We start from the raw sequence: 22,835 nt of genomic DNA on the forward strand, positions 1-22,835 counted from the left end.
ATTATATGGATGATGTAAATGTTTGTCAACCTGTTAAAATGTCTTCGTTTGGATATTTTATCTTTTTTTGGTTTTTACGTGCAAAAGAAAATGCTAATGTTAAAGGACCCATTTTCCCAAAAAACATCATAAAAATAATAGTTATTTTCCCTATTATTGTAAGTTTTGAGGTGAGCCCCATACTTAGACCAACAGTCCCAAATGCTGAAAATACTTCAAAGGCACTCATTAAGAGAGGAACTTGTTCGGTGATACTTAAAATTAATATGGCAAAGAAAATACATGAGATTGAAATGACTACAATGGCGAGTGATTTTACAATCAAAGCATCTTTGATTGATTTTTTAAAGATGACAATGTCATCTTGCTCTTGTAAAAATTTAAGAACTCCTAATAACATAATTAAAAAGGTTGTTAATTTAATTCCTCCGCCTGTTGAAGCGCTGCCAGCTCCAATGAACATGAGTAACATCATCAATAAAAGAGATGGTTTTGTTAATTGCGCTATGTCTACAGTATTAAATCCAGCTGTGCGTGTGGAAACAGCTTGGAAATAGGCTGCTAGTCCTTCTTCAAACGGTGTAAATCCTTTCATAGAATTTGGATTATGAAATTCAAATATAAAAATTAAGATTGTAGCAGCTACATTTACAATAAGAGTAGATGAGAGCATAAGTTTTGAGTGTAACGTAAGGTTCTTAAAGTTTCGTTTTCTCTTTATATCCACTATGACTGTGAAACCGATTCCTCCTAAAATAATGAGAGAAGAAATTACTATGTTCACGAGTATACTATGAGATTGAGACATTAAATTATCAGTCCAAATAGAAAATCCGGCGTTGTTAAAGGCCGAAATAGCATGAAAAAAGCTATAATATAGCCCATAAAACAATCCGTACTTTGGAATCCATTCAAAAGCAAGAAGAAGGGTAGCAAAACATTCAACTGTAAAAGAAAATAAAAACAATGATTTCGCGAGACGGATCACTCCTCCAATGTTTGTTTGGTTTAATGCTTGTTGTAGTAAAATTCGATTTTGGAGGCCGATTTTTCTTCCGAGCATAATGGCGATTAATATGGCAAAGCTCATAATGCCAAGGCCGCCAACTTGTATGAGTGTTAAAATGACAAGTTGACCAAACAAGGTGAATACTTTTCCTGTGTCAACAACGCCGAGCCCTGTAACTGTAAACGCAGAAACAGTTGTAAATAAGGCATCTAGCCAAGAAATTGAAGTTGTAGTGGAAATAGGTAGTTTTAATAGGCATGTTCCGATAATGGATAGTGCAATAAATGATAACGTAAGTACACGGGGTGGACTCATTTTAATATTAATCCGCTTCATATCATATACCTTTCCTTTCGGCTTTCTCTTTGTAGTATGTCAAAAAGGATGAGAATGTATGTTGAAAAGGAAAAGAGGCAGAATATATCTGCCCCTAAATCAATGTTATATAGAATTATCCACGTAATTGCTGTTGTGCTAAGGAAACGAGACGTTTTGTTACTTCGCCACCAACAGATCCATTAGAACGAGATGCTGTATTAGAACCTAAACTTACACCGAATTCTTGAGCAATTTCATATTTAAATTGTTCTAATGCTTGCTCAGCACCAGGAACAAGTAATTTATTTGTTTTAACCATCAATAACACATCCTAACTTATATTCCAGTTTATTTGTTAAGGACTATTTTTCTGATACAAGCCTACTGTATAAACTGGTATCGTTAGTGTATGTGTTATGGGTTTGGACATACACGGAAGTAATCGGTGCGATTAGAAGTTATTGGATATGAAAAAAGAGTAGCGTATTTGCTACTCTTTTTTCATTATGGTTGCTGTACCTTCGACAACTATGTCATTCAATTGATTATATACATTTGTTTGCAATGTAATAATTTTTTTATCATCACGTTTTTTGATCACTTCTGCGACTACGCGTAAGGTATCACCAATTTTTACAGGTGCACGAAATGATACATTTTGTGATAAATAAATTGTATTTTTTCCTGGTAACTTTGTTCCAAGAACGGTAGAGATATACCCTGAAACAAGCATGCCGTGTGCAATTCTTTCTTTAAACATTGTCGTCTTTGCAAAAGAGTCCAGAATATGAATGGGATTTACATCACCGGTCAATTTTGCAAAATTGATAATGTCTTCATCGGTAATCGTTGTTACTAATGATGCTTGATCGCCAACTTGAATCTCATCATAATGAAGCTCTGGAACAGACTGCGCTTCTTGAAATGGATTCATTTTTTCCTCCTTCTTTTCCATACCGAAAAATGTAAGCCATCTTGATGTAATGGGGGGAAGAAAGAGTTTAGTTTGTTCTGCGGTAAGCTTCCACATTTTCCTTACTTGATGGAAGTAAATAGATTTTTTGAGTTTTCCTCGAACTTTTTTACGAGTTCCAGTTGAGTAGATTTGAACTCCTCCAAAAAACCTTCTAATTGTTTTTGAACCTCATCACGTTGAAGTTGTTGTTGTTCAATGAATTGTTTTGTTGTTTCTTCAAACTGGCCGCTTGTTTGAGTAAGAATTGACAAAGATGTTTTTGTTGGGGACACAGTAAGTTGGTGAATATGATTAGAAAGTTCATTCCACTTTTCTTGCCATTCGTTAATTTGTTCATTTAAGGAGTTACCTGTGAATTGTTTCACATATTCTGTATATTGACTATTATATTGAGTAGTGAATTGTTGTAGTTCTTTTTCAAGCTCATCTACTCCTGCTGTTAATTTATGCAAAGCATCCTGCTGTTGTTTTAACGTTTCTAAAGTAAGTTGCTCTAATTGTTTCCCTGCTGAAGAGAAAAGGGAAAGAGAATGCGACCAATTTTTCCAAAATGCATCGACCAGTTCGTAAGGTTTAGTTTCCATGGTTTGACCTCCAAATATTTTTTTGCATATTGTGAACGCAGATTATTCTGCTGTACCACCAGGTGAAGATGAAGATTTTTTTTCATCCTTTTCTGGAGAAGTAGAAAATGGAAAGAATGCATTGGTGTATAACGTGAAGAATGTTCGTAGCATATTCTGATAATGCTCAAAAGAGGTCGCGCATGTTGCTAAATATTGCTCTCCATATTCTGTTAAAGAATAGATTCGTTTTGCTGGCCCTCCGTCACTTGTATCCCAAGTAGAAGAAATAAGATTTTCTTTTTCTAACTTGCGTAAGGTTCGATAAACATTACCTTGGTCAACAGAAGAAAAGCCGATGTCCATTAACATTTGAATCAGTTTGTAACCGTGAAGACTCCAGTCTTTTAGACAGAGAAGTAAGAAGGGAACTAAGAAGTTTTTTGGCATGGAGTTTGGTTGTTTCGCTTGGTTTTTTTCCAAATTTTCTTGTTGTTCTGGTTCATTATGTAGCATGATTGTGCATCACCTCATGAATCAGTTAGATGGAATTTTTTGCTTATAAGTGCAATTTACACCTATCTGTTTTTAATGTCAATACATTTGTTGGAAGATATAAAAATAAAATACAGACTTGAAGTTTTATTCAGAATATTGGAAAATAGTGAATAGGTTGAATTGTTTCAAAAACAAATAAAGGAGTGTAGGAGAAGTGATTGATCAAAAATTCGATCCACTACAAGCATGGAAAGAAGCTTATGAACAGACCGAAACATTTTGGGGAAAAGCGCTCAATGAAACAATCAAAACAGAAGAGTATTCTGCTTGGATGGGAAGCGTTCTAGATTTGAATTTGTTTTATCAGAAGATGTTAAATGATGCAACAAAGGGATATTTAGAAAAAGTGAACATACCAACCCAAGAAGATATAGCAAGAGTAGCTACGCTTGTTATTAACTTAGAAAATAAAGTTGATAACATTGAAGAGTTTTTGGAAGAAAAAGCAGAATCCATAGGACAATCTCCTACGTTAAAACGCGACGTAACAAAAGTGAAACAAGATATTCGTACATTGGAAAATAAAGTAGATAAGATTTTAGAATTACTGGAAAAACAAAATGAAGTATTAGCAAATTTACAAGAACCTGTGAAAGCGCCAGTGAAACCAGAAAATAAAAAGTGATGAATAAGCGCCTTGTTTACATGTTTCAAAAAGGGAAGGGAGAATCTCTTTTTGGGACAGTATAACGGCGAAAAAATATTATATATGGGACTTTTTCATATAAGTGCCAATTTGATTCATTCATTATCGTTCACAAATTTAAAGGGGGAAAAGAAATGACTCAATTAAATGGTAAAGTAGCGATCGTAACAGGTGGAGCAAAAGGGATTGGAAAAGCGATTACAGTAGCATTAGCAAAAGAGGGAGCAAAGGTTGTTATTAACTATAATAGCAGTAAAGAAGCGGCTGAAAATCTAGTGAATGAATTAGGAACAGAAGGTCATGATGTATACGCAGTTCAGGCGGATGTTTCTAAGCTAGAAGATGCGAAGCGTCTTGTAGATGAAGCTGTGAATCATTTTGGTAAGATAGATATTCTTGTAAATAACGCTGGTATTACAAGAGATCGTACTTTCAAGAAGTTAAACCGTGAAGACTGGGATCGTGTAATTGATGTGAACCTAAGTAGTGTATTTAATACAACGAGTGCGGCACTTCCTTACATAACAGAGTCTGAAGAAGGAAGAATCATTAGTATTTCTTCTATTATTGGACAGGCCGGTGGATTTGGTCAAACAAACTACTCAGCAGCAAAAGCTGGTATGCTAGGATTCACAAAATCATTAGCACTAGAACTTGCGAAAACAAATGTAACGGTGAATGCGATTTGCCCAGGATTCATTGATACAGAAATGGTAGCAGAAGTACCAGAAGATGTTCGCCAAAAAATCGTTTCTAAGATTCCAAAGAAACGTTTTGGACAAGCTGATGAAATTGCAAAAGGTGTTGTATACCTGTGCCGTGATGGAGCGTATATCACTGGTCAACAGTTAAATATTAACGGCGGATTATATATGTAATGAAGAAAGAGGAGAGTGCATATCCATAGCAGGAGTGCACTTCTTTCTTGAAGAAGGAAATCTATCAAAAAGGAGATAGGAAAATGACTACATTCGTAACAGAATGGGAAAAGCAATTGGAACTATACCCAGAAGAATACCGAAAAGCATATCGTCGTTTTAAAAGAGCGAGTGAAGTTTTACTACGTGAACCAGAGCCACAAGTTGGTTTAACTCCCAAAGAGGTTATTTGGACGAAAAATAAAACGAAGCTGTATCGTTACATTCCAAAGCAGGAAAAAACACATTCTGTTCCTATTTTATTAATTTATGCGCTAATTAATAAACCATATATTATGGATTTAACACCAGGAAATAGCTTGGTAGAATATTTAGTAGATCGTGGTTTTGACGTGTATATGCTTGACTGGGGTACATTTGGGTTAGAAGACAGTCATTTGAAATTTGATGATTTCGTGTTCGATTATATTGCAAAAGCGGTTAAAAAGGTAATGAGAACTGCAAAATCGGACGAGATTTCTTTACTTGGTTATTGCATGGGTGGTACGCTAACATCCATTTATGCGGCGCTTCATCCACATATGCCGATCCGGAACTTAATTTTTATGACAAGTCCGTTTGATTTCTCTGAAACAGGATTATATGGTCCATTATTAGATGAAAAGTATTTTAACTTAGATAAAGCAGTAGATACATTCGGAAATATTCCACCGGAAATGATTGATTTTGGAAATAAAATGTTAAAGCCGATTACAAATTTTGTTGGTCCATATGTCGCTTTACTTGATCGCTCAGAAAATGAACGCTTTGTAGAAAGCTGGAAGCTCGTTCAAAAATGGGTTGGAGATGGTATCCCGTTCCCAGGCGAATCATACCGACAATGGATTCGTGATTTTTATCAAAATAATAAATTGGTTAAAGGTGAGCTCGTAATTCGGGGACAAAAAGTACAACTTGAAAATATTAAGGCAAATGTCTTAAATATTTCTGCAAAACGCGATCATATTGCGTTGCCATGTCAAGTAGAGGCGCTCTTAGACCATATTTCTAGTACAGATAAGCAATATGTGTGTTTACCGACAGGACATATGTCAATCGTATACGGTGGAACGGCTGTAAAACAAACGTATCCTACAGTTGGAGATTGGCTTGAGGAACGCTCTAATTAAAGTGGTACGCTATAGTGGATGTATGAAGTACCTTTTTGATGCATTCAATAGGAATTCCAACTAGTGTAATCTAGTTGGAATTTTTTTTTTGAAATGATGAAAAATAGGAAAAACATTCGCTTTAGGAGTATAGTGATGAAACTAACATTAGGGAAGTTGTTTTGGAATGAAGGGGTTTGTATGCCTTGTTATCCACTATTAGAAAATGATATGATATGTGATGTGTTGATTGTGGGAAGCGGTGAAACTGGTGCTCATATTGCGTATTTTTTAACATTGTTAGGTATGGATGTTGTACTCATTGATAAACGAAAAATTGCAAATGGAAGTACACTTGCGAATACAGGTCTGCTTCAATTTAGCCATGATAAGTCATTAACTTCTATGATTCATACGTTTGGCGAAGCAAAAGGAGTACGTGCGTATCAACTTTGTTATGAGGCGCTGAAAACTTTAGAACAAGTTGTTCCAAAGCTAGAGATGGATCCGTGTTTCATTCCAAAAAGTAGCTTATATTACGCAAGTCAAAATAAAGATATTTCATTTTTACAAGAAGAGTATGAAACATTAAAACGTTATGGATTTCCCGTTGATTATTTTACAGAACGTGACGTTAAGAAGCGTTATTCATTTACAAAACCAGCGGCTTTATATACATACGGGGATGCAGAAGTGAACCCTTATATATTAACGCAAGGTCTTATACATAAAGCAAATCAACTAGGGGCTTCTATTTTTAAAGATACAGAGCTTATGCATATTAAGCCTGTTGAAAAAGATTTAGTTTCCTATACAAAAACAGGTAAGAAAATTATAGCGAAAGCAGTAATTATGGCTACGGGATATGAAACATTATTTGGGAAAAAAGAAGCAAATACAACAGTAGAAACAACTTATGCAATTGTTACAAATAAACAAGAGCATTTTAATGGGTGGCATGAACAATCCTTAATTTGGGAAACGGCTCGTCCGTATTTATATTTTCGCACGTATAAGAATCGAATTATTGCAGGCGGATTAGATGAACCGATGCTATTTCAGAAGTTTGGTGATACGAAGTTATTGCATAAACGAGAATTACTTACTAAAATTATACAAGAGATGTTTCCAAATCTTTCAAATGTAAGAGCTGAATATTATTGGGCTGCTGCATTCGGGGGAAGTCATGATGGCCTTCCTATTTTTAAAGAAGATGGAAAAATCTCCAATCTATATTATGCATTACCGTATGGGGGAAATGGGACTGTATATGGAATGGTATTCGCAAAACTATTTCAGCAGTTATTTACAAAGAAAGAAAATGGTGATTTTTCTTTGTTTAATCGATAAAAAAGGTAGCGAAGTGATGGAATGAGAGATATAAAGAAATTTTTGCAAAAATTGCGTCCGGTACAGCTTATCGTTTTATTTTATTTTATAGCCGTAATTGTTTCGGTAATTTTATTAAGTTTACCATTTTTCATTAAACCAGGTGTAAAGTGGACGTTTATAGATGCTTTATTTACATCTGTTAGTGCTGTAAGCGTTACAGGACTTTCCGTCGTTTCTATTCCAGATACGTTTAATACAGCGGGCATTATCGCCTTGGCTCTTGTGTTACAATTAGGCGGTTTAGGAATTATGGCACTTGGTACATTTGTTTGGATGTTAACAGGTAAGAAAATAGGTTTGCAGCGAAGACGATTAATTATGGCAGACCATAACCAAGGGAATTTATCAGGGCTTGTTGAACTTATGCGGTCTATTTTAATTTTGATTGTTTCAATAGAAGTGATTGGGGCACTCCTCTTGGGTACAAGGTTTTTACTCTATTTTCCAACCTGGCAGGAAGCGTATTTTCATGGTTTTTTTGCCGCTGTTAGCGCGACGACGAATGGCGGATTTGATTTAACAGGTCAGTCGCTTATTCCATATAAAAATGACTATATTGTACAAATTATTCATATGCTGCTTATTATTTTAGGAGCAATTGGATTTCCTGTGCTAATGGAAGTAAAACAGTATTTGAGTAAGGAAAAACATCAATTGTTTCGTTTTTCATTATTTACAAAGCTAACTACCACAACATTTTTTTCGCTTGTTATTGTTGGAACAATCGTTATTTTTTTATTGGAACGAAATCAATTTTTAGTAGGGAAGTCTTGGCATGAAACGGTGTTTTATACACTGTTTCAATCCGTTACAACGAGAAGTGGCGGATTAGCAACAATGGATATACGGGACTTGTCACAGCCGACACTTTTATTTATGAGTGTTTTAATGTTTATCGGTGCTTCTCCAAGTTCAGTTGGGGGAGGGATACGTACGACAACGTTTGCTGTGAATATGCTTTCCTTATATACGTTCGCGAAAGGTGATAGAACGGTACGCATTTTTAAACGACAATTGCATGAGGAAGACGTTTTAAAAGCGTCCGTTGTTATGACTATGGGGATTTTATTATGTGCTTCGGCGTTATTTATTTTGTCTATGACTGAAAATGTACCATTTATGAGTTTAATTGTTGAAGTGTGCTCTGCATTTGGAACGACTGGATTATCAACAGGCATAACTTCTGATTTAACAACGGTCGGAAAACTTGTGTTAATTGTTCTTATGTTTATTGGTCGTGTTGGTATTTTAACATTTATTTTAGCCAGTGGTGGAAGGGAACAACCGCCTCGCTATAAATATCCGAAAGAGAGAATTATTATTGGATAACATGAAACCATTCTACCTATGAGGGTAGAATGGTTTTTTAATCGTTAATACCAAATTGAGGATGCATAAATGAATCTTCGGTTCTGTCTGTTTCGTTCTGTAACAAGTCTTGATTTTCTTCTGAAATCCATCCGATATCATTTGTGGGATGAATCCATTCCTTACCAGCCATAATGGCCGGATCAACTTCATCGCTCCAATTATTAAGTGGGCTATTTTTAGAATTGTATTTACTGTCTCCAATTACAACATCATATTGATTAATAAAGGGTTGTTGCATTTGTTTTCCAGTTCCTTTAAAGGATGGAAAATTCATTTGGTGCGGAAGTGTCTCATCTAAAATGGGTGAATCAATTTGTTGTTTTTTCTTCAAAATAATCGTTCCTTTTTTATTATAGTAGGCGATATAAATTCCTGTTCAAGTATAGTGTTTCCCTATATAAGTTACTTTGTACTTGTTAACACTTCCCATCAATAATTTTTGAAAGTTTTCTCAAACTAAGATAGAAAGTGATAGGTCATTACAGTGAAGGAAGGTATTGTTGATGGTAAAGCGAAAAGTAAAACAACATGCAGCAATGAATCATAATAAAACTCCAAAAGAAAGTCTGCCAGACGCAGAATTTGCGGTAGAGTATGAAAATGAAAACCCAGCGAAATATGCAAATCGTAATTCGAAAAAAAGTAAGCAAAAATGAGGCGTTTTTTACAAACGCCTCATTTTTTTGTGAGATTTTTAATCTTTTTTTAATTTCTTGTAAATTTTATGTTTTTTGTTAGCAGAAAAATTTGAAAAAACATTGAAGTAGCAACGCATTACACAAAAATAAACAACAAACAAAAGATTAATGTTGGTTTAATACTGCTTTTACACTGGGTGTTTATATTGAAGTTGTACATAAGAAAAATAAAAGGAGAGAGAAACAGTGAAGAAGTTTTTCGAAATTCAAAAATCATTTTGATGAGTTAGAAAAACGAGGCATCCGTATTTACGAAGAGATTTGTCTAGTAGAAGAAAACTATGATTTTGTATAAATGAAACTTTCATTCGTCAATTCCTATATGCATTCCATTCCAAAATCTTGAGCTGGGATTTGGTTACCTATATAAGCGAGATAAATGAGGTGAAATTATGTCTGTTGTTGGAGAAGAGAGAAAGCGTAGTATTCTTGAAAAAGTAGAGTTTAAGGGAAAAGTGAAGGTTTCAGAGTTAGCAAGTGAGTTCTCCGTATCAACGGAAACCATTCGAAGATATTTAGAAGAGCTTGATCGGGAAAAGAAATTGAAGAAAGTATATGGGGGAGCGGTCCAACTTCCAGGAGCTGGTATCGAACCACCTATGCTAGAAAGAGAAATGCTACATATTGAAGAAAAGAAAAGAATCGGCTATAAAGCAGCAACTTTTGTAGAAGATGGTGATGTAATTGTTATCGATGATGGGAGTACGCCACTCCAAATGGTTCCTTATCTCGTTCATCGGAAAAACTTAACTGTCGTGACGAGCTCATTTCCTGTTGCAACTCAATTAATTTCTTCTATAAATAAAAAAATGTTTGATGGTGAAGTATTGTTTATTGGAGGAAAGGTGTCTCCAAAACATTGTCGTGTATCAGGTTCTATTTCGCAGCAAGCCATTCGTCAGTTTCATTTTCATAAGGCATTTATTTCAAGTGATGGATTGTTACCTGGCTTTGGGGTCTCGAGTTTTGAATTGGAAAAAGCTAAGTTATCAGAAGCGATGATTCAATTAGCGGAGAAGACATTTATTTTATGTGATCATACAAAACTTGGGGTAAAAGGAAATTATCGAATTGCTGGTTTGTCTAATATAGAGCACATAATTTGCGATAAAAAAATGCCGCATAGTTTTGAAGAATTTATTACAAAAAATAATATTTGTTGGACGATTAGTTAAATATAGGTTTGTCGTTCTAGAAGGGTATATAAAGTGAAACTTTAATCAGTGGGAGTTTTCTTCATCCCCACCGATTATTAACACGACCAATCGAGCTCTTCCTGTCCATTCATGCGGGATAAATTCAAATTAAAAAACTGATATCCCTCCTTCTTTTAGGTGTGAGAGAGGGTTCAGCTATGCATAGAAGCGTTTTTTAGCCCCATGCCAGGTGAGCGATCACTTTTTTGTTCTTCATAGCAGTGACTTATATGTTGAAGAAGCAAAATGGATGTATATAGTTGTGAAAGAGAATTGAAAAAGTTTTGTATCAGTGCAAAAAATGGACACATTTTTCAATTTCCTTCATATAATTTACCAATAGAAAGAAAGTTGACTGAAGGAAAGAAGGGGAAGAGGTGTCGGAACGCTTGCATAATAAACTTATATTGTATGCGAATATATTACAAAAGCTCGGCGTTATTACTGAACGGGAAAAGAGTGAGATGCTTCAAATAGTGAACAAAAAAGCTCTGTGAAAGAGCTTTTTTGTCGTGTAATCTGCGCCTAATTTTCAAGTGGAATGGAGAAATCATATTGACAAAAAGAGTTTCTCATGTGATAATTCAATTAAATTTTTAGAATAATCAAAAAATAATTTTTACATAGAAGTGGTTGAACCACTAAAGTGATATTCTCATGGGGGTGACGAAATGTTATTTTTTTTAAAGAAGTGGAAAGAGTTGAGAGATGTAAAAATGGAATTAGCTCTTCGTGATTGGTTTTATGGTACAAAAATTAGTTTATCTATGCGGACATCACAAGAACCGTTAACATTTTTAGTAAATATTGAAGGAAGAGATAAAGGGTTATTTGCAGAAGAAGATTTTATTGTAGTAAATAGTATGTGCGAGCCTGTATTTGCAAATGATGAAAAACCAGCAGTTGAATCGTTTATGCATGCGGATATTTATAAAAAAGGTAATGCGGAGTGTATTTTGCAAGTTCAAACTGTAGATAGTCATTTAATGTCAGAGCTATATGGAAAAGACGGAGAAGTGACATTTGAAAAACGTACTGTAGAACGTGTTTTTGGAAAAGAAGGAATTAAAGAGATTACAATTCCAATTGTAGAAAATGAAAAGAAGTTTGCTGATTTATTAGAGAATCATGTCCCTAATTTTATAGAAGGTGGCGGTGCTGTACTTGTTCATAACTATGGAATGCTTGTATGGGGAAACTCACCAGAAGAGACGAAAAAGTGGCTAGAGGGGTTAGAGTATTTAATGAATTATCATGTGAAATTATTGATGATTAAAGGAAATAAGAGTTCAGTTATATAAAAAGAACAATTCGTTACGCGAAAACCTATAAATGAAAGCGTTTTAAAAATTAATTTCACTCATAAAATATGGGTCTCCTTATTATATATAGATTACATATCGTCATGTGAGGAGGAACGTATTTTGCGAGTTAAATATCATTTTCTGCTGAAACAACAGGTGACATTTTGTAAGGAAAATGATTCAGGGGAACAGGCGTTAAACATTATGAACGAGCAGGGATATAGAGCGATTCCTGTGCTTGCAGAAGATGAGAAGGAATTTAAAGGAATCATTTATAAAGTAGATATTTTAGAACGTAAATGTAATGAAGGATTAGACGATATATATGTGAAAGATATCGTGGAAAATAAATCTGCATTTATTTTTGAAAGGGATTCTTTTTTTCGAGCTTTTTATGTAATTAGGCGTCTTCCATTTTTAGCTGTATTGAATGAGTACAATGAATTTGTTGGTATTTTAACACATTCTAATATATTTGATGTCATTGAAGATTCATTTGGGATGCAAACAGGCGGTTATATAATAACAATCGCGACGCAAGATTGTAAGGGGACAATTAAGGAGTTAGGAACGCTCTTCAAGTCTTATCATATTGGTGGGTTATTTACATTAGACAATGGTGATCGATATATACGCCGTGTAATTGTAAATATTACAGACGATTTAAGCGACAAAGCACTAGAAACATTAATTGCAAAAATAGAGAAAAAAGGATTTCGCGTTAGTCATGTCGATTGTATATAAGATTTATGACACATGGAGGTCAGAGCAGTATGAAAAATAGAGAGCAGCTATATAGCTGCTCTCTATTTTTGTTTGGAAACAGGTGGTGGTGAGAGTACAAGGTCGGATAAGAAAATAAAGTCTGCATGTTCACGTACTTTTGGAATGGAGGATTCAATAACACGAGAAGTAATTTCCCCAGGAGGACCGACATGTCCAATTGCAACTACTACGGGTTTTTCTTTAATTCTTTGTATAAGTAACTGTGCTTGTTTTGTAATGTGAGATGCTGTATAAACATCATCAAAGAATAGTTGATTTTCTACAATAGGAACGCCTAATTCTTTACCGATTTTTGGTACTACGCTATTAGGATTGGTTTTACTATCCAAATAAAAAAGTCCGTGCTTTTTACATACTGATAGTATGATTCGCATGATTCGTTCATCAGCTGTTACTTTAGAGCCCATATGATTGTTCATCCCAATTGCATGTGGTATTTCCTTGATTGCTTGTTCAATCCGATTTTCAATTTCACGATCACTTAAATTAGTTGTAATGGCATTAGGTCCGAGCCATTCTTTCTTTCCTTTGATAGGCTCCATTGGCATATGAATAATAACTTCATGTCCTTTTTGGTGTGCGGCTACCGCATCTTGTTTTGAAGATGGAAGAAAAGGCATAACGGCTACAGTAAGTGGTATGGGAAGTGATAGCATTCTTTCCGTTCCCTTCATATTATTTCCAAAGTCATCGATGACAATGGCAACTTTATTAGTATGAGCATATGTTTGAAGAGGAAATATGACAATAGATAATGAAATGAAAACAATAATGATTTGTTTGCGCATATAAGAAATTCCTTTCTGATTGAGTGATTTGTTATAAATAAAGCTCCATTAGGTTTCTAGTTAGTGAAACCTGCATGAATTGGCAGTAAAAGCTCCATTAGTAAGGGTTAATCATCGGCGGAGGATGAAGAAAATCTCACTGATTAAAGTTTCACTTTATTGTTTTCTAATAAAATAAGGTTGCTGTTTTATTTGTGAAGATGGGAACGCAAATCTATAATTATGATTTGCGTTTTCTATATAAATTAAACGAGAAAAATGTCGAAGTAATGTGAAATAAAAATTTAAAAGTCGAGTTTATCTGTTGATTATAAAAAATAACATGAAAAAAATGTCTATTATTGCGAATGTATTTACAAAGATAGAATAATTTGTAATAATTCTCAAAGTGAGGATAAAGATTTGTAAATTACAGGGAGAAAATGTTAAAATTTCTGAGTATTCCAATTCAAATGCAATATACATTTGTAGATTAAATGCATGGAGTAAAAATGAAGTAGAGAGTATGGAAGAATAATGAGGGGGATATGGATGTTTACAGCAAAACGGAAGTACACAATGGAAAAACTTTCGCGTGATATTCGTATGAAACGTGAAGAAATGATTCATTTAGGTTTAACAAACGGATTAAACAGTACCGAAACAATTCAAGTGAGTCAAGAATTGGACAAGCTTATTTTGCAGTATCAACGCTATAAAGAACAACAAACACCAAGATGGTTAACATTTATGAAGATACCCTTTTTTCAAATAGAATATGAAGGGAAATCAAGTGCTTTTTGGAGAATGTTTGTGACTGCTTTTATGAAATAAACATAATTACCCTCTGTAGAGAAGGTTAATTATGCTGAAACTAATGGGAGCTTTATATGGACAGTTGTTCCTTTATTTTCTTTGCTATCAAGCACAATTTGTCCATTATACATTTCTATAATTCGTTTGCATATGACAAGACCTGTTCTGGTATCTTTATTGGTAAAGAACGGATGAAAGAGGTGTTTTTGAATATGCTTTGGAATACCTTTTCCTGTGTCAATAATGTGTAATTGTGCGTGCTCTTCATTACTGGTTACCTGAATTGTTAATGTACCACCAGATGACATAGCTTCAATTGCATTTTTTGTAATATTTAAAACCACTTGTTTCATATGATCTTTTGAACAACGGATATGAACAGGATAATCTGGTAACTGCAAGATAAATATAATATTATGTAAATTCGCTTCCAACTGAATAATAAATGCTATCTCTTTGATAATATCTCGTACATCATACTTTTTTAATAATCGCTGTTGGTTTGCCGAGAATCATAAATTCGCTAACAATTTCATTAATACATTCTATTTCTTGTCCAATAACAAAATAATAAAATTGGTCTTGTTCTTGCGTATATTTTTCCTTTAAAAGTGTTACAAGATCTTTCATTCCGGTAAGAGGATTACGGATTTTGTGAGCTGTACTAGCTGCGAAAATACCAACTAATTCAACTTTTTGTATTTCATTTTGTTGTCTCTCCAATTTTGTTTGTCGTTTCAGCAAAATATATTGAACAAGTAAAAATAATATAGTCCAGAAAAATGCTTGTCTTTTTCATCGGTGTCGTGTAATATCTGCTGAATTTCGTTCGTATTTTCTGTTTCTATATTTACGACCATAGCAAGCATCTCTAATGCGGAAATAGCTTCACCAATATGATCTAAGTAGCCTCTTATGAGCAGCTTGTTTGTTTTCTTTTTGCATTTGGTAGGTGTGATAAGCATAGAAAGCCGCACTGATTCCAAACGTTGGTAATATAACAAGTAGTATATAAAAAGCTATGCTACGTAAATTCCCGTTCAAAGTTGTTACTTCTTCTTTTTTATTATCATTATATATAAACTGTGTTAAAATTGTCATGTTTTTATTTAATGTGTGATTGTTAGTATGGAGGAAGAGTAAAACTGAGAAGTGATTGAGCGATCACTGGGAGATAAAGGGGAAATATCGCCACCAATTTTGCTTTAGGGGTAACCTTTTTATTCGATAGATCGTCTCGAATTCTTGTGAATTTAAGTGAAGGGTTGAAATCGTATGAAATCGAATGATGAGCGAGAAGATATTTCTCAATCTTTAAAATTGTTTATTGCACTATCGCGTGTGCACCGTTTTGTTATGGATACTACAAATAAATCAATACAAAGTAACGGACTAAATCCAACTGAGTTTGCCGTATTGGAATTGCTCTATCATAAAGGAAGCCAGCCACTTCAACAAATTGGAGAGCGTATTTTAATTGCAAGTGGTAGTATTACTTATGTTGTCGATAAATTAGAAAAAAAGGGGCTTGTAAAACGAATTCCATGCCCGAATGATCGCCGTGTTATATATGCGCAGTTAACAGAAGAAGGAGAAGCATTTATCGCTTCTATTTTTCCGAATCATGAAAAAGTTATACATCATTCCTTTGAAATGTTAACAAATGAGGAGCAGGATGAATTGTTATCTTTACTTAAAAAAGTTGGGAAATATGAAAGATGATATATGTAAGTACAAATGAAAAACTAACAGAAAATTGTTCTTTTTTGATGAGAGAGAGTGTCCAACCATGCGTAGAAGGAGCTCCATGCCAAGTGAAAATAAAAGGGGAAAATGAATGCAGGTCATCCTTTGTTATGCGGGGCAGGGAAATTATATGTTGAAAAATCAAAATGAATGTATATAACATGTTAAAAAAGTTTTTGATGTAAAATGATCAAAGGCTTTTTTGTTTGTCGTGCTATTTACGGACGGAGAGAAGGGAAGAAGATAGGGGGGAATTCCCACGAATAGAGAAGTTTTACTCTATTTTGTATCTATATAGGTAGTAATAGAGTTGAGTTGCTGTTCTACAAAAAGTATAGAAAGCATGGTACAGTTTCTAACGGCTTTTGTTGAAGAATAAAAGGAGATTTAGAAAAGGAAATGGAATTATAGTAAAGGTATATATAATTGAGAGGAGACTTATTCATGTCATTTAAGAATTATGAATATAAACGCCCAAATACAGAAGAATTACAAGAAAAATTTACTGCAGCTTTAAAACGATTTGAAGATGCAAAAACACTAGAAGCGCAAAAACAAGTTATTCATGATATTAATGAGATTCGCAATGACTTTGGTACAATGGGAAATATTTGTTACATTCGTCACTCTGTCGATACAACAGATGTTTTTTATAAGGAAGAACAAGATTTCTTTGATGAATATTCTCCGATTGTACAAGGCTATACAACGAAATACTATAAAGCATTGATAAATTCCCCGTTACGCGATGAATTAGAGGCTTATTATGGAAAACAGTTATTTGCTTTGGCAGAATGTGATTTGAAAACATATTCAGATGAAATTGTGAAAGATTTGCAATTGGAAAATAAATTATCTTCGCAATATACACAACTTTTAGCAGCTGCAAAAATTGATTTTGAAGGAGAAGAGAGAACGCTATCACAGCTCGGACCTTTTATGCAACATACAAATAGGGATATGCGTAAAAGAGCAAGTGAAGCTTATTATGGCTTTTTAGCTGATCACGAAGAAGAGTTAGATCGTATTTACGATGACCTTGTAAAAGTAAGAACGAAGATTGCCAAAATACTTGGTTTTCAAAACTTTGTTGAACTTGGTTACGCAAGAATGTATCGTACAGACTATAATGCGGAAATGGTGGCAAATTATCGTAAACAAGTATTAGATTACATCGTTCCAGTTGCAACAGAATTACGAAATAGACAAAAGGCACGCATCGGTGTCGAAAAGCTAGCTTACTATGATGAGAATTTTGAATATGCAACAGGCAATCCGACTCCAAAGGGAGATGCAGAATGGATTATTAATCATGGAAAAACGATGTACAAAGAATTATCAAATGAAACTGATGAATTCTTTAACTTCATGTTAGATAATGAATTATTAGATTTAGTCGCGAAAAAAGGAAAAGCTGGCGGCGGTTATTGTACATACATTGAAAATTATAAAGCTCCGTTTATTTTCTCGAATTTTAATGGAACATCAGGTGATATTGATGTGCTAACACACGAAGCGGGTCATGCATTTCAAGTATATGAGAGCCGTAAGTTTGAAATCCCAGAGTATAATTGGCCAACGTATGAAGCGTGTGAAATTCATTCCATGAGTATGGAATTTTTCACATGGCCATGGATGAAACTGTTCTTTAAGGAAGATGCGGATAAATATTATTTCTCTCATTTAAGTTCAGCTCTTCTATTTTTACCATACGGTGTATCGGTTGATGAATATCAACATTATGTATATGAAAATCCAGAAGCATCTCCAGAAGAGCGTAAAACGGCATGGCGTAATATTGAAAGAAAGTACTTACCACACCGGGACTATGAAGATAATGACTATTTAGAACGTGGTGGCTTCTGGCAACGCCAAGGGCATATTTATAACTCACCTTTTTACTATATTGATTATACATTGGCTCAAATTTGTGCGCTGCAATTTTGGAAGCGAGCAAGAGACAATAGACAAGAAGCATGGGAAGACTATGTGAACCTTTGTCAGCAAGGAGGAAGTAAATCTTTCCTAGATTTAGTGGAGGTAGCAAATTTAACATCGCCATTTGCTGATGGATGTGTTCAGGGAGTAATCAATGAGATTCAAACGTGGTTACATGCTGTAGATGACACAAAATTGTAAAAATAACCCTTCGTTTTTGCCTATTTTGTAATCGACACATTCACAAAATAATGAGATAATATAAGAAAATTCAGAATTATCCAAAGGGGTGTTTCTAAAGTAGAAGCGCCTCTTTTTACCAAAAAAGAGGGGGGAGAATTATGCTTCAATCTAATATGAATATTGGTTTGGAAACTTTACTGCAATCTTTACAATCTACAAGAAACACACTCTTATCAGAAATCGAGATGTTAAATGACACGGAAGTGAATGTAAAACCGCGCCGTGATAAATGGAGTATTATTCAAATTTTGCATCATCTACATTTAGTTGAACAATCCGTTACATCATCCCTTGTGTATGCTTTGCAGAAAAAAGACAAAAAAGTAGTGCCACTTAAAGATCTCCAACTTACTCTTGATCGAACACACAAACGAGAAGCTCCTCAACAAATGCAACCAACAGAAACATTAGTGAAAAAACAACAAGGAATTCAGCTGCTTGAACATTCACGAGCAGATTTATTGCATACACTGCATAGTATTGTGGACGAAAAAGAATTGTTTGAAAATTCATTGAAACATCCTGTGTTTCAGGAGCTTAATCTATATCAATGGGTTCAATTCCTTGATTTACATGAACAGCGCCACCTTACACAGTTAAAAGAAGCAAAATATGCGATTTTGCAAAGATAAAGAAAAATTTCCATTCATATGAGAACTATATTTAATAAACAAGGGAAGCGAGGCAGTAGTTAACTCGCTTCTTTTATTTCGTTATTCGTGAGCAATAATCTTCCCTCAAAATTCAGGAAAAGAAGCTAGCGGGAGATAATCACTCATATAATCCAGATTTGTGAGGAGTAATTATCAGTGGAAGATGAAACTAGATTGATGCATATTTTTATCTCTGGTTTTGGAATAATACATAAAGAGAGCATTTAAAGGAGTTGAAAGCATGTCACACAAAAAGAAAGAGCAAGAGCGTAGTTGGAAGGCACGAAAAGAAAATCAAAAACCACATGGGAAAGTAAAGACTTTCGCAGAACTTGTGGATGAAGTGGAAAAAACGTGATGAGATCATCACGTTTTTTGTATGAGTGGGAAAGTTAATAGGAAACTTGTACCAATGTCTTTTTCACTTGTAATATCGATTTTTCCACCCATTGCTTTTACGATGCTGAATACGACCATCATGCCAAGTCCAGTTCCTTTTTCTTTCGTTGAATAGAAAGGGGCACCAAGACGTTTTATTTGTTCTGGATTCATGCCAATACCAGTATCTTTTATGGATAATTGTATCTGTTTATTGTTAGGGGTTAAGGTGAGAATAAGATCCCCTCCTTTTGGCATGGCTTCAATACAATTTTTTAAAATGTTTAACAAGCATTGATTAAATTTCTGTTTTTCGCCAGCAATATGAAATACCTTGCTTTGTTTTGTATAGGCTATTCGGACGTTTGTTAGATTAGCGAGCGGAGTAATGAGAGATACTGCATGAAGTAATTCATCTTCTATTTGTAAAATTTGTTCTTTTTCAATACTTGGTTTTGCAAATGTTAGGTAATCTGTAAGTACGTGATTTGCTTGTTCAATACCATGTATGGCAATTTCTATATACAATTTTCGATCTTTTTCCGAGTATTCTTCAGATTGTAGGAGCTGTAAAAAACCTTTTGTTGAAGTTAAAGGATTGCGAACTTCATGAGAGATAGAGGCAGCCATTTCTCCAATAAGGTGAAATTTTTCAGCGTTAATCAGCTCTTCTTGTAAGCGAATTTGTAATTGTAGTACGTTTAGTAAATAAAGAATAAGAATGGTACCAATAATGGTACATAGTTCATACACAATAACATGAGGAAGGTAATACTCAGCGCTAGGAACTTCGACAAGAAAAAAAGGAACCCAACTAAATACATATACAGAACTATATAAAATAGCGAGTATTACTTTTACCTGATTACTTCCTCTCCGAAAGAGTTTGTATGTAGCAAGGAGAATAATATATAGGAAAATAGAAGCGATAATGGATGGGAAAACCCCAAGGCCTCCTAATAAGAAACGGTATAGGTTTAATACGGCTAAAATTGATCCTCCAGCAATAGGTCCTCCTGTTAATGTACCAACAATTAATACAATATGACGCATATCAAATTGAAATCCATTGTCCATTTTTGCTGCAAATGAAATGCAAAGAATGGTAGCTGAGCTACAAAATAATATAAATACCGTTGAATTTAATTTAGGTGAATGTTTCCCTTTCTGGTTCCAAAATAAGTGATACATGAGCATCATAACGAGAATCGATAGTATATTTAAAAAGAGGTAAATAATAAAAAGTTTCAGGATTGTGCCTCCTTCCGATTTTCATATATACGGTGTTAATTAAGTATAATCATACTATTAAAATACAAGAAAATGAATCTTAATTTCGCCAAAAAACAGAAAAATCAGAAGTTTTCCTGAGGGAGATACAGTATGTTACAATATGTGTTGTCAATGAAAGAAGAAATTCCATGTATAACATGGGAGAGGTTCGCGAACTCCCTCTATAAAAAACTATGGAAACAACAATATCCTTAGGTATTGTTTTGTTTTTTTATTGTGACAGTTCAAGAACGTTCTTTCTTCTTATTCGTATTAGAGAAGGAGAATGAGTGAGATGAAAAAGGAAAAAGCAGTTGTCGTTTTTAGCGGTGGCCAGGATAGTACAACATGTTTATTTTGGGCAATGCAGCAGTTCGCGGAAGTGGAAGCTGTGACGTTTAATTATAACCAGCGTCATAAGTTGGAAATTGATTGTGCAGCTGATATTGCGAAAGAACTCGGAATTAAACATACAGTACTTGATATGAGTCTATTAAATCAACTTGCTCCAAATGCGTTAACGAGAACGGATATGGAGATTACACATGAAGATGGTGAATTACCATCAACATTTGTAGATGGACGAAATTTATTATTCTTATCATTTGCAGCTGTGTTAGCAAAGCAAGTTGGAGCACGTCATATTGTAACTGGCGTATGTGAAACAGATTTTAGCGGTTATCCTGATTGCCGTGATGTATTTGTGAAATCGTTAAACGTTACTTTGAATTTATCTATGGATTATCCATTTGTTATTCATACACCACTTATGTGGATTGATAAAGCGGAAACATGGAAGTTATCAGATGAACTTGGTGCATTCGAGTTTGTTAGAGAAAAGACGTTAACATGTTATAACGGAATAATCGGTGATGGTTGCGGTGAATGTCCAGCTTGTAAACTTCGTAAAGCAGGTTTAGATACGTACCTACAAGAACGCGAAGGAGCGAATGTATAATGGAGCAGAATTTTTTTGGATTTCGCATCGTAGAAAATTTACAAAAAATAGATAAGGACATTCAGCGTGAACAACTGAAATATCATAATAAACGAGTGATGGTAAGTAAGGAATTTACATTTGATGCAGCGCATCATCTGCACTGTTATGAAGGGAAATGTAAAAATTTACACGGTCACACATACAAAGTTGTTTTTGGAATTAGCGGTTATGTAAATGAGATTGGACTTGCTATTGACTTTGGAGATATAAAAGAAATTTGGAAAAATGAAATAGAAATTTATTTGGATCATCGTTATTTAAATGAAACTTTACCATCGATGAATACGACGGCTGAAAACATGGTCGTTTGGATTTATGAAAAGATGGAAGAAGCACTACAAAAAGAGGAACGCGCCCATGAATATAAGGGAGCACGTGTTGAATTTGTTCGTCTATTTGAAACGCCAACAAGTTATGCAGAAGTAAGACGGGAGTGGATGATCGGTGAGTAAAATTCCTGTTTTGGAAATTTTCGGACCGACCATTCAAGGTGAAGGAATGGTTGTCGGGCAGAAGACGATGTTTATTCGTACAGCAGGTTGTGACTATAGCTGCACGTGGTGTGATTCCTCTTTTACATGGGATGGATCCGCAAAAGAGCAAATTAGACAAATGACTCCAGAAGAAATTTGGAGTGAACTTGTTGAAATTGGTGGAGAAAACTTTTCACATGTAACCATTTCAGGTGGGAATCCAGTCTTATTGAAAAATTTAGCTGGTTTTCTGTCTTTATTACAAGAAAAGAAAATTCGCACCGCAATTGAAACACAAGGAAGTAAGTGGCAGGAATGGTTGCTTCACATTGATGAAATAACCATCTCACCAAAACCGCCAAGCTCACAGATGAAAACAGATTTTATCATGTTAGATTCTGTTATTGAAAGATTAGCAGGAAAAGATTTTAGTTTAAAAGTCGTTGTGTTTGATGATCATGATTTTGAATATGCGATAAAGGTACATGAGCGTTATCCTCACGTACCATTTTTCTTACAAGTTGGAAATAATGATACCAAAACAGTGGACGATGCGATGCTTATTAGGAATTTATTACAAAAATATGAATGGCTCATCGAAAAAGCTGTTCAATGTAAAGAGATGAATGATGCAAAAGTATTACCTCAGCTTCATGCGTTAGTATGGGGAAATAAGCGAGGCGTATAAGAAACTCTTACGAATCTA

General features: G+C 34.5%; 25 protein-coding genes, 1 pseudogene and 1 riboswitch. Of the genes and pseudogenes, 17 read left to right on the forward strand and 9 right to left on the reverse strand.

Annotated features, from left to right (window positions below):
- Nucleotides 1-25: 25 nt before the first annotated feature.
- From CN288_RS09205 to phaQ, 5 genes are all read right to left on the reverse strand, one after another.
- Nucleotides 26-1,345, reverse strand: coding sequence for a TrkH family potassium uptake protein (locus tag CN288_RS09205; protein ID WP_026591383.1), 1,320 nt, complete (start codon nucleotides 1,343-1,345; stop codon nucleotides 26-28).
- 115 nt (nucleotides 1,346-1,460) lie between these two features.
- Nucleotides 1,461-1,646, reverse strand: a complete 186-nt coding sequence (locus tag CN288_RS09210) for an alpha/beta-type small acid-soluble spore protein (RefSeq protein ID WP_000241213.1) — start codon at nucleotides 1,644-1,646, stop codon at nucleotides 1,461-1,463.
- A gap of 171 nt (nucleotides 1,647-1,817) precedes the next feature.
- Nucleotides 1,818-2,261 carry a MaoC family dehydratase gene (locus tag CN288_RS09215; RefSeq protein WP_026591382.1) on the reverse strand — a complete coding sequence of 148 codons (444 nt, stop codon included), beginning with the start codon at nucleotides 2,259-2,261 and terminating at the stop codon, nucleotides 1,818-1,820.
- 101 nt (nucleotides 2,262-2,362) lie between these two features.
- On the reverse strand, nucleotides 2,363-2,887 hold the full coding sequence (phaP, locus tag CN288_RS09220; protein ID WP_026591381.1) for a polyhydroxyalkanoic acid inclusion protein PhaP: 525 nt from the start codon (nucleotides 2,885-2,887) through the stop codon (nucleotides 2,363-2,365).
- A 42-nt stretch (nucleotides 2,888-2,929) separates the two neighbouring features.
- On the reverse strand, nucleotides 2,930-3,382 hold the full coding sequence (gene phaQ, locus CN288_RS09225; protein ID WP_026591380.1) for a poly-beta-hydroxybutyrate-responsive repressor: 453 nt from the start codon (nucleotides 3,380-3,382) through the stop codon (nucleotides 2,930-2,932).
- Between the two features lie 196 nt (nucleotides 3,383-3,578).
- Here phaQ and phaR point away from each other — a divergent pair, with 196 nt between their 5' ends.
- From phaR to CN288_RS09250, 5 genes are all read left to right on the forward strand, one after another.
- Nucleotides 3,579-4,049 (forward strand): polyhydroxyalkanoic acid synthase subunit PhaR, encoded by a 471-nt coding sequence (gene phaR, locus CN288_RS09230; protein WP_026591379.1) that lies wholly within the window; start codon nucleotides 3,579-3,581, stop codon nucleotides 4,047-4,049.
- Between the two features lie 155 nt (nucleotides 4,050-4,204).
- The gene (locus CN288_RS09235) at nucleotides 4,205-4,948 is read left to right on the forward strand and encodes an acetoacetyl-CoA reductase (protein ID WP_098302174.1); all 744 of its coding nucleotides are present in this window, start codon (nucleotides 4,205-4,207) and stop codon (nucleotides 4,946-4,948) included.
- Between the two features lie 83 nt (nucleotides 4,949-5,031).
- Nucleotides 5,032-6,117, forward strand: coding sequence for a class III poly(R)-hydroxyalkanoic acid synthase subunit PhaC (gene phaC / locus CN288_RS09240; protein ID WP_026591377.1), 1,086 nt, complete (start codon nucleotides 5,032-5,034; stop codon nucleotides 6,115-6,117).
- Between the two features lie 135 nt (nucleotides 6,118-6,252).
- The gene (locus CN288_RS09245) at nucleotides 6,253-7,446 is read left to right on the forward strand and encodes an NAD(P)/FAD-dependent oxidoreductase (protein WP_090690870.1); all 1,194 of its coding nucleotides are present in this window, start codon (nucleotides 6,253-6,255) and stop codon (nucleotides 7,444-7,446) included.
- A gap of 21 nt (nucleotides 7,447-7,467) precedes the next feature.
- A complete protein-coding gene (locus CN288_RS09250) occupies nucleotides 7,468-8,817 on the forward strand; it encodes a TrkH family potassium uptake protein (RefSeq protein WP_026591375.1) in 1,350 nt (449 codons plus the stop codon).
- A gap of 37 nt (nucleotides 8,818-8,854) precedes the next feature.
- Here CN288_RS09250 and CN288_RS09255 read toward each other — a convergent pair whose 3' ends face one another.
- Nucleotides 8,855-9,190, reverse strand: coding sequence for a DUF3905 domain-containing protein (locus CN288_RS09255; protein WP_026591374.1), 336 nt, complete (start codon nucleotides 9,188-9,190; stop codon nucleotides 8,855-8,857).
- A gap of 172 nt (nucleotides 9,191-9,362) precedes the next feature.
- On the opposite strand from CN288_RS09255, the gene CN288_RS28685 reads away from it, so the two are divergent.
- The 4 genes from CN288_RS28685 (at nucleotide 9,363) to cbpA (ending at nucleotide 12,801) form a co-directional block, all read left to right on the forward strand.
- Nucleotides 9,363-9,515: a hypothetical protein gene (locus tag CN288_RS28685; RefSeq protein ID WP_026591373.1), complete on the forward strand. Its 153-nt coding sequence runs from the start codon at nucleotides 9,363-9,365 to the stop codon at nucleotides 9,513-9,515.
- 434 nt (nucleotides 9,516-9,949) lie between these two features.
- Entirely contained in the window at nucleotides 9,950-10,732 is a 783-nt protein-coding gene (locus CN288_RS09265) for a DeoR/GlpR family DNA-binding transcription regulator (protein ID WP_026591372.1), read from the forward strand.
- A 692-nt stretch (nucleotides 10,733-11,424) separates the two neighbouring features.
- Entirely contained in the window at nucleotides 11,425-12,054 is a 630-nt protein-coding gene (locus tag CN288_RS09270; protein WP_026591371.1) for a class II aldolase/adducin family protein, read from the forward strand.
- 123 nt (nucleotides 12,055-12,177) lie between these two features.
- A complete protein-coding gene (gene cbpA, locus CN288_RS09275) occupies nucleotides 12,178-12,801 on the forward strand; it encodes a cyclic di-AMP binding protein CbpA (RefSeq protein ID WP_026591370.1) in 624 nt (207 codons plus the stop codon).
- A gap of 62 nt (nucleotides 12,802-12,863) precedes the next feature.
- Here the strand turns inward: cbpA and CN288_RS09280 are convergent, their stop codons facing one another.
- Nucleotides 12,864-13,631, reverse strand: a complete 768-nt coding sequence (locus tag CN288_RS09280; protein WP_026591369.1) for a divergent polysaccharide deacetylase family protein — start codon at nucleotides 13,629-13,631, stop codon at nucleotides 12,864-12,866.
- Between the two features lie 531 nt (nucleotides 13,632-14,162).
- Here CN288_RS09280 and CN288_RS09285 point away from each other — a divergent pair.
- Nucleotides 14,163-14,444 carry an aspartyl-phosphate phosphatase Spo0E family protein gene (locus CN288_RS09285; RefSeq protein WP_026591368.1) on the forward strand — a complete coding sequence of 94 codons (282 nt, stop codon included), beginning with the start codon at nucleotides 14,163-14,165 and terminating at the stop codon, nucleotides 14,442-14,444.
- 29 nt (nucleotides 14,445-14,473) lie between these two features.
- On the opposite strand, the pseudogene CN288_RS09290 reads toward CN288_RS09285, so the two are convergent.
- Nucleotides 14,474-15,470: pseudogene (locus tag CN288_RS09290) on the reverse strand (DUF3149 domain-containing protein).
- 231 nt (nucleotides 15,471-15,701) lie between these two features.
- On the opposite strand from CN288_RS09290, the gene CN288_RS09300 reads away from it, so the two are divergent.
- The 4 genes from CN288_RS09300 to CN288_RS29500 all read left to right on the forward strand — a co-directional run bounded on the left by CN288_RS09300 (nucleotide 15,702) and on the right by CN288_RS29500 (nucleotide 19,364).
- Nucleotides 15,702-16,148 (forward strand): MarR family winged helix-turn-helix transcriptional regulator, encoded by a 447-nt coding sequence (locus CN288_RS09300; protein ID WP_026591364.1) that lies wholly within the window; start codon nucleotides 15,702-15,704, stop codon nucleotides 16,146-16,148.
- A 468-nt stretch (nucleotides 16,149-16,616) separates the two neighbouring features.
- Entirely contained in the window at nucleotides 16,617-18,311 is a 1,695-nt protein-coding gene (locus tag CN288_RS09305; RefSeq protein WP_098302176.1) for a M3 family oligoendopeptidase, read from the forward strand.
- A 140-nt stretch (nucleotides 18,312-18,451) separates the two neighbouring features.
- On the forward strand, nucleotides 18,452-18,985 hold the full coding sequence (locus CN288_RS09310; RefSeq protein ID WP_090690889.1) for a DinB family protein: 534 nt from the start codon (nucleotides 18,452-18,454) through the stop codon (nucleotides 18,983-18,985).
- 262 nt (nucleotides 18,986-19,247) lie between these two features.
- A complete protein-coding gene (locus CN288_RS29500; protein ID WP_098302177.1) occupies nucleotides 19,248-19,364 on the forward strand; it encodes a DUF6254 family protein in 117 nt (38 codons plus the stop codon).
- Nucleotides 19,365-19,372: 8 nt separating this feature from the next.
- Here CN288_RS29500 and CN288_RS09320 read toward each other — a convergent pair whose 3' ends face one another.
- Complete coding sequence (locus CN288_RS09320; RefSeq protein ID WP_098302237.1) at nucleotides 19,373-20,581, reverse strand: ATP-binding protein; 1,209 nt, start codon at nucleotides 20,579-20,581, stop codon at nucleotides 19,373-19,375.
- Between the two features lie 233 nt (nucleotides 20,582-20,814).
- A riboswitch (PreQ1 riboswitch) is annotated at nucleotides 20,815-20,858 on the forward strand.
- A 93-nt stretch (nucleotides 20,859-20,951) separates the two neighbouring features.
- Here CN288_RS09320 and queC point away from each other — a divergent pair.
- From queC to queE, 3 genes are read left to right on the forward strand one after another with little or no spacing between them, the layout of a single operon-like run.
- Nucleotides 20,952-21,614, forward strand: a complete 663-nt coding sequence (gene queC / locus CN288_RS09325) for a 7-cyano-7-deazaguanine synthase QueC (protein WP_026591359.1) — start codon at nucleotides 20,952-20,954, stop codon at nucleotides 21,612-21,614.
- Nucleotides 21,614-22,108: a 6-carboxytetrahydropterin synthase QueD gene (gene queD, locus CN288_RS09330; RefSeq protein ID WP_098302178.1), complete on the forward strand. Its 495-nt coding sequence runs from the start codon at nucleotides 21,614-21,616 to the stop codon at nucleotides 22,106-22,108. The genes queC and queD overlap by 1 nt, the downstream gene beginning before the upstream one ends.
- Nucleotides 22,101-22,817, forward strand: a complete 717-nt coding sequence (queE, locus tag CN288_RS09335; RefSeq protein ID WP_098302179.1) for a 7-carboxy-7-deazaguanine synthase QueE — start codon at nucleotides 22,101-22,103, stop codon at nucleotides 22,815-22,817. Before queD ends, queE begins: the two co-directional genes overlap by 8 nt.
- Nucleotides 22,818-22,835: the final 18 nt, after the last annotated feature.

The organism is Bacillus sp. AFS023182 (assembly GCF_002560575.1).
GTDB lineage: Bacteria > Bacillota > Bacilli > Bacillales > Bacillaceae_G > Bacillus_A > Bacillus_A arachidis.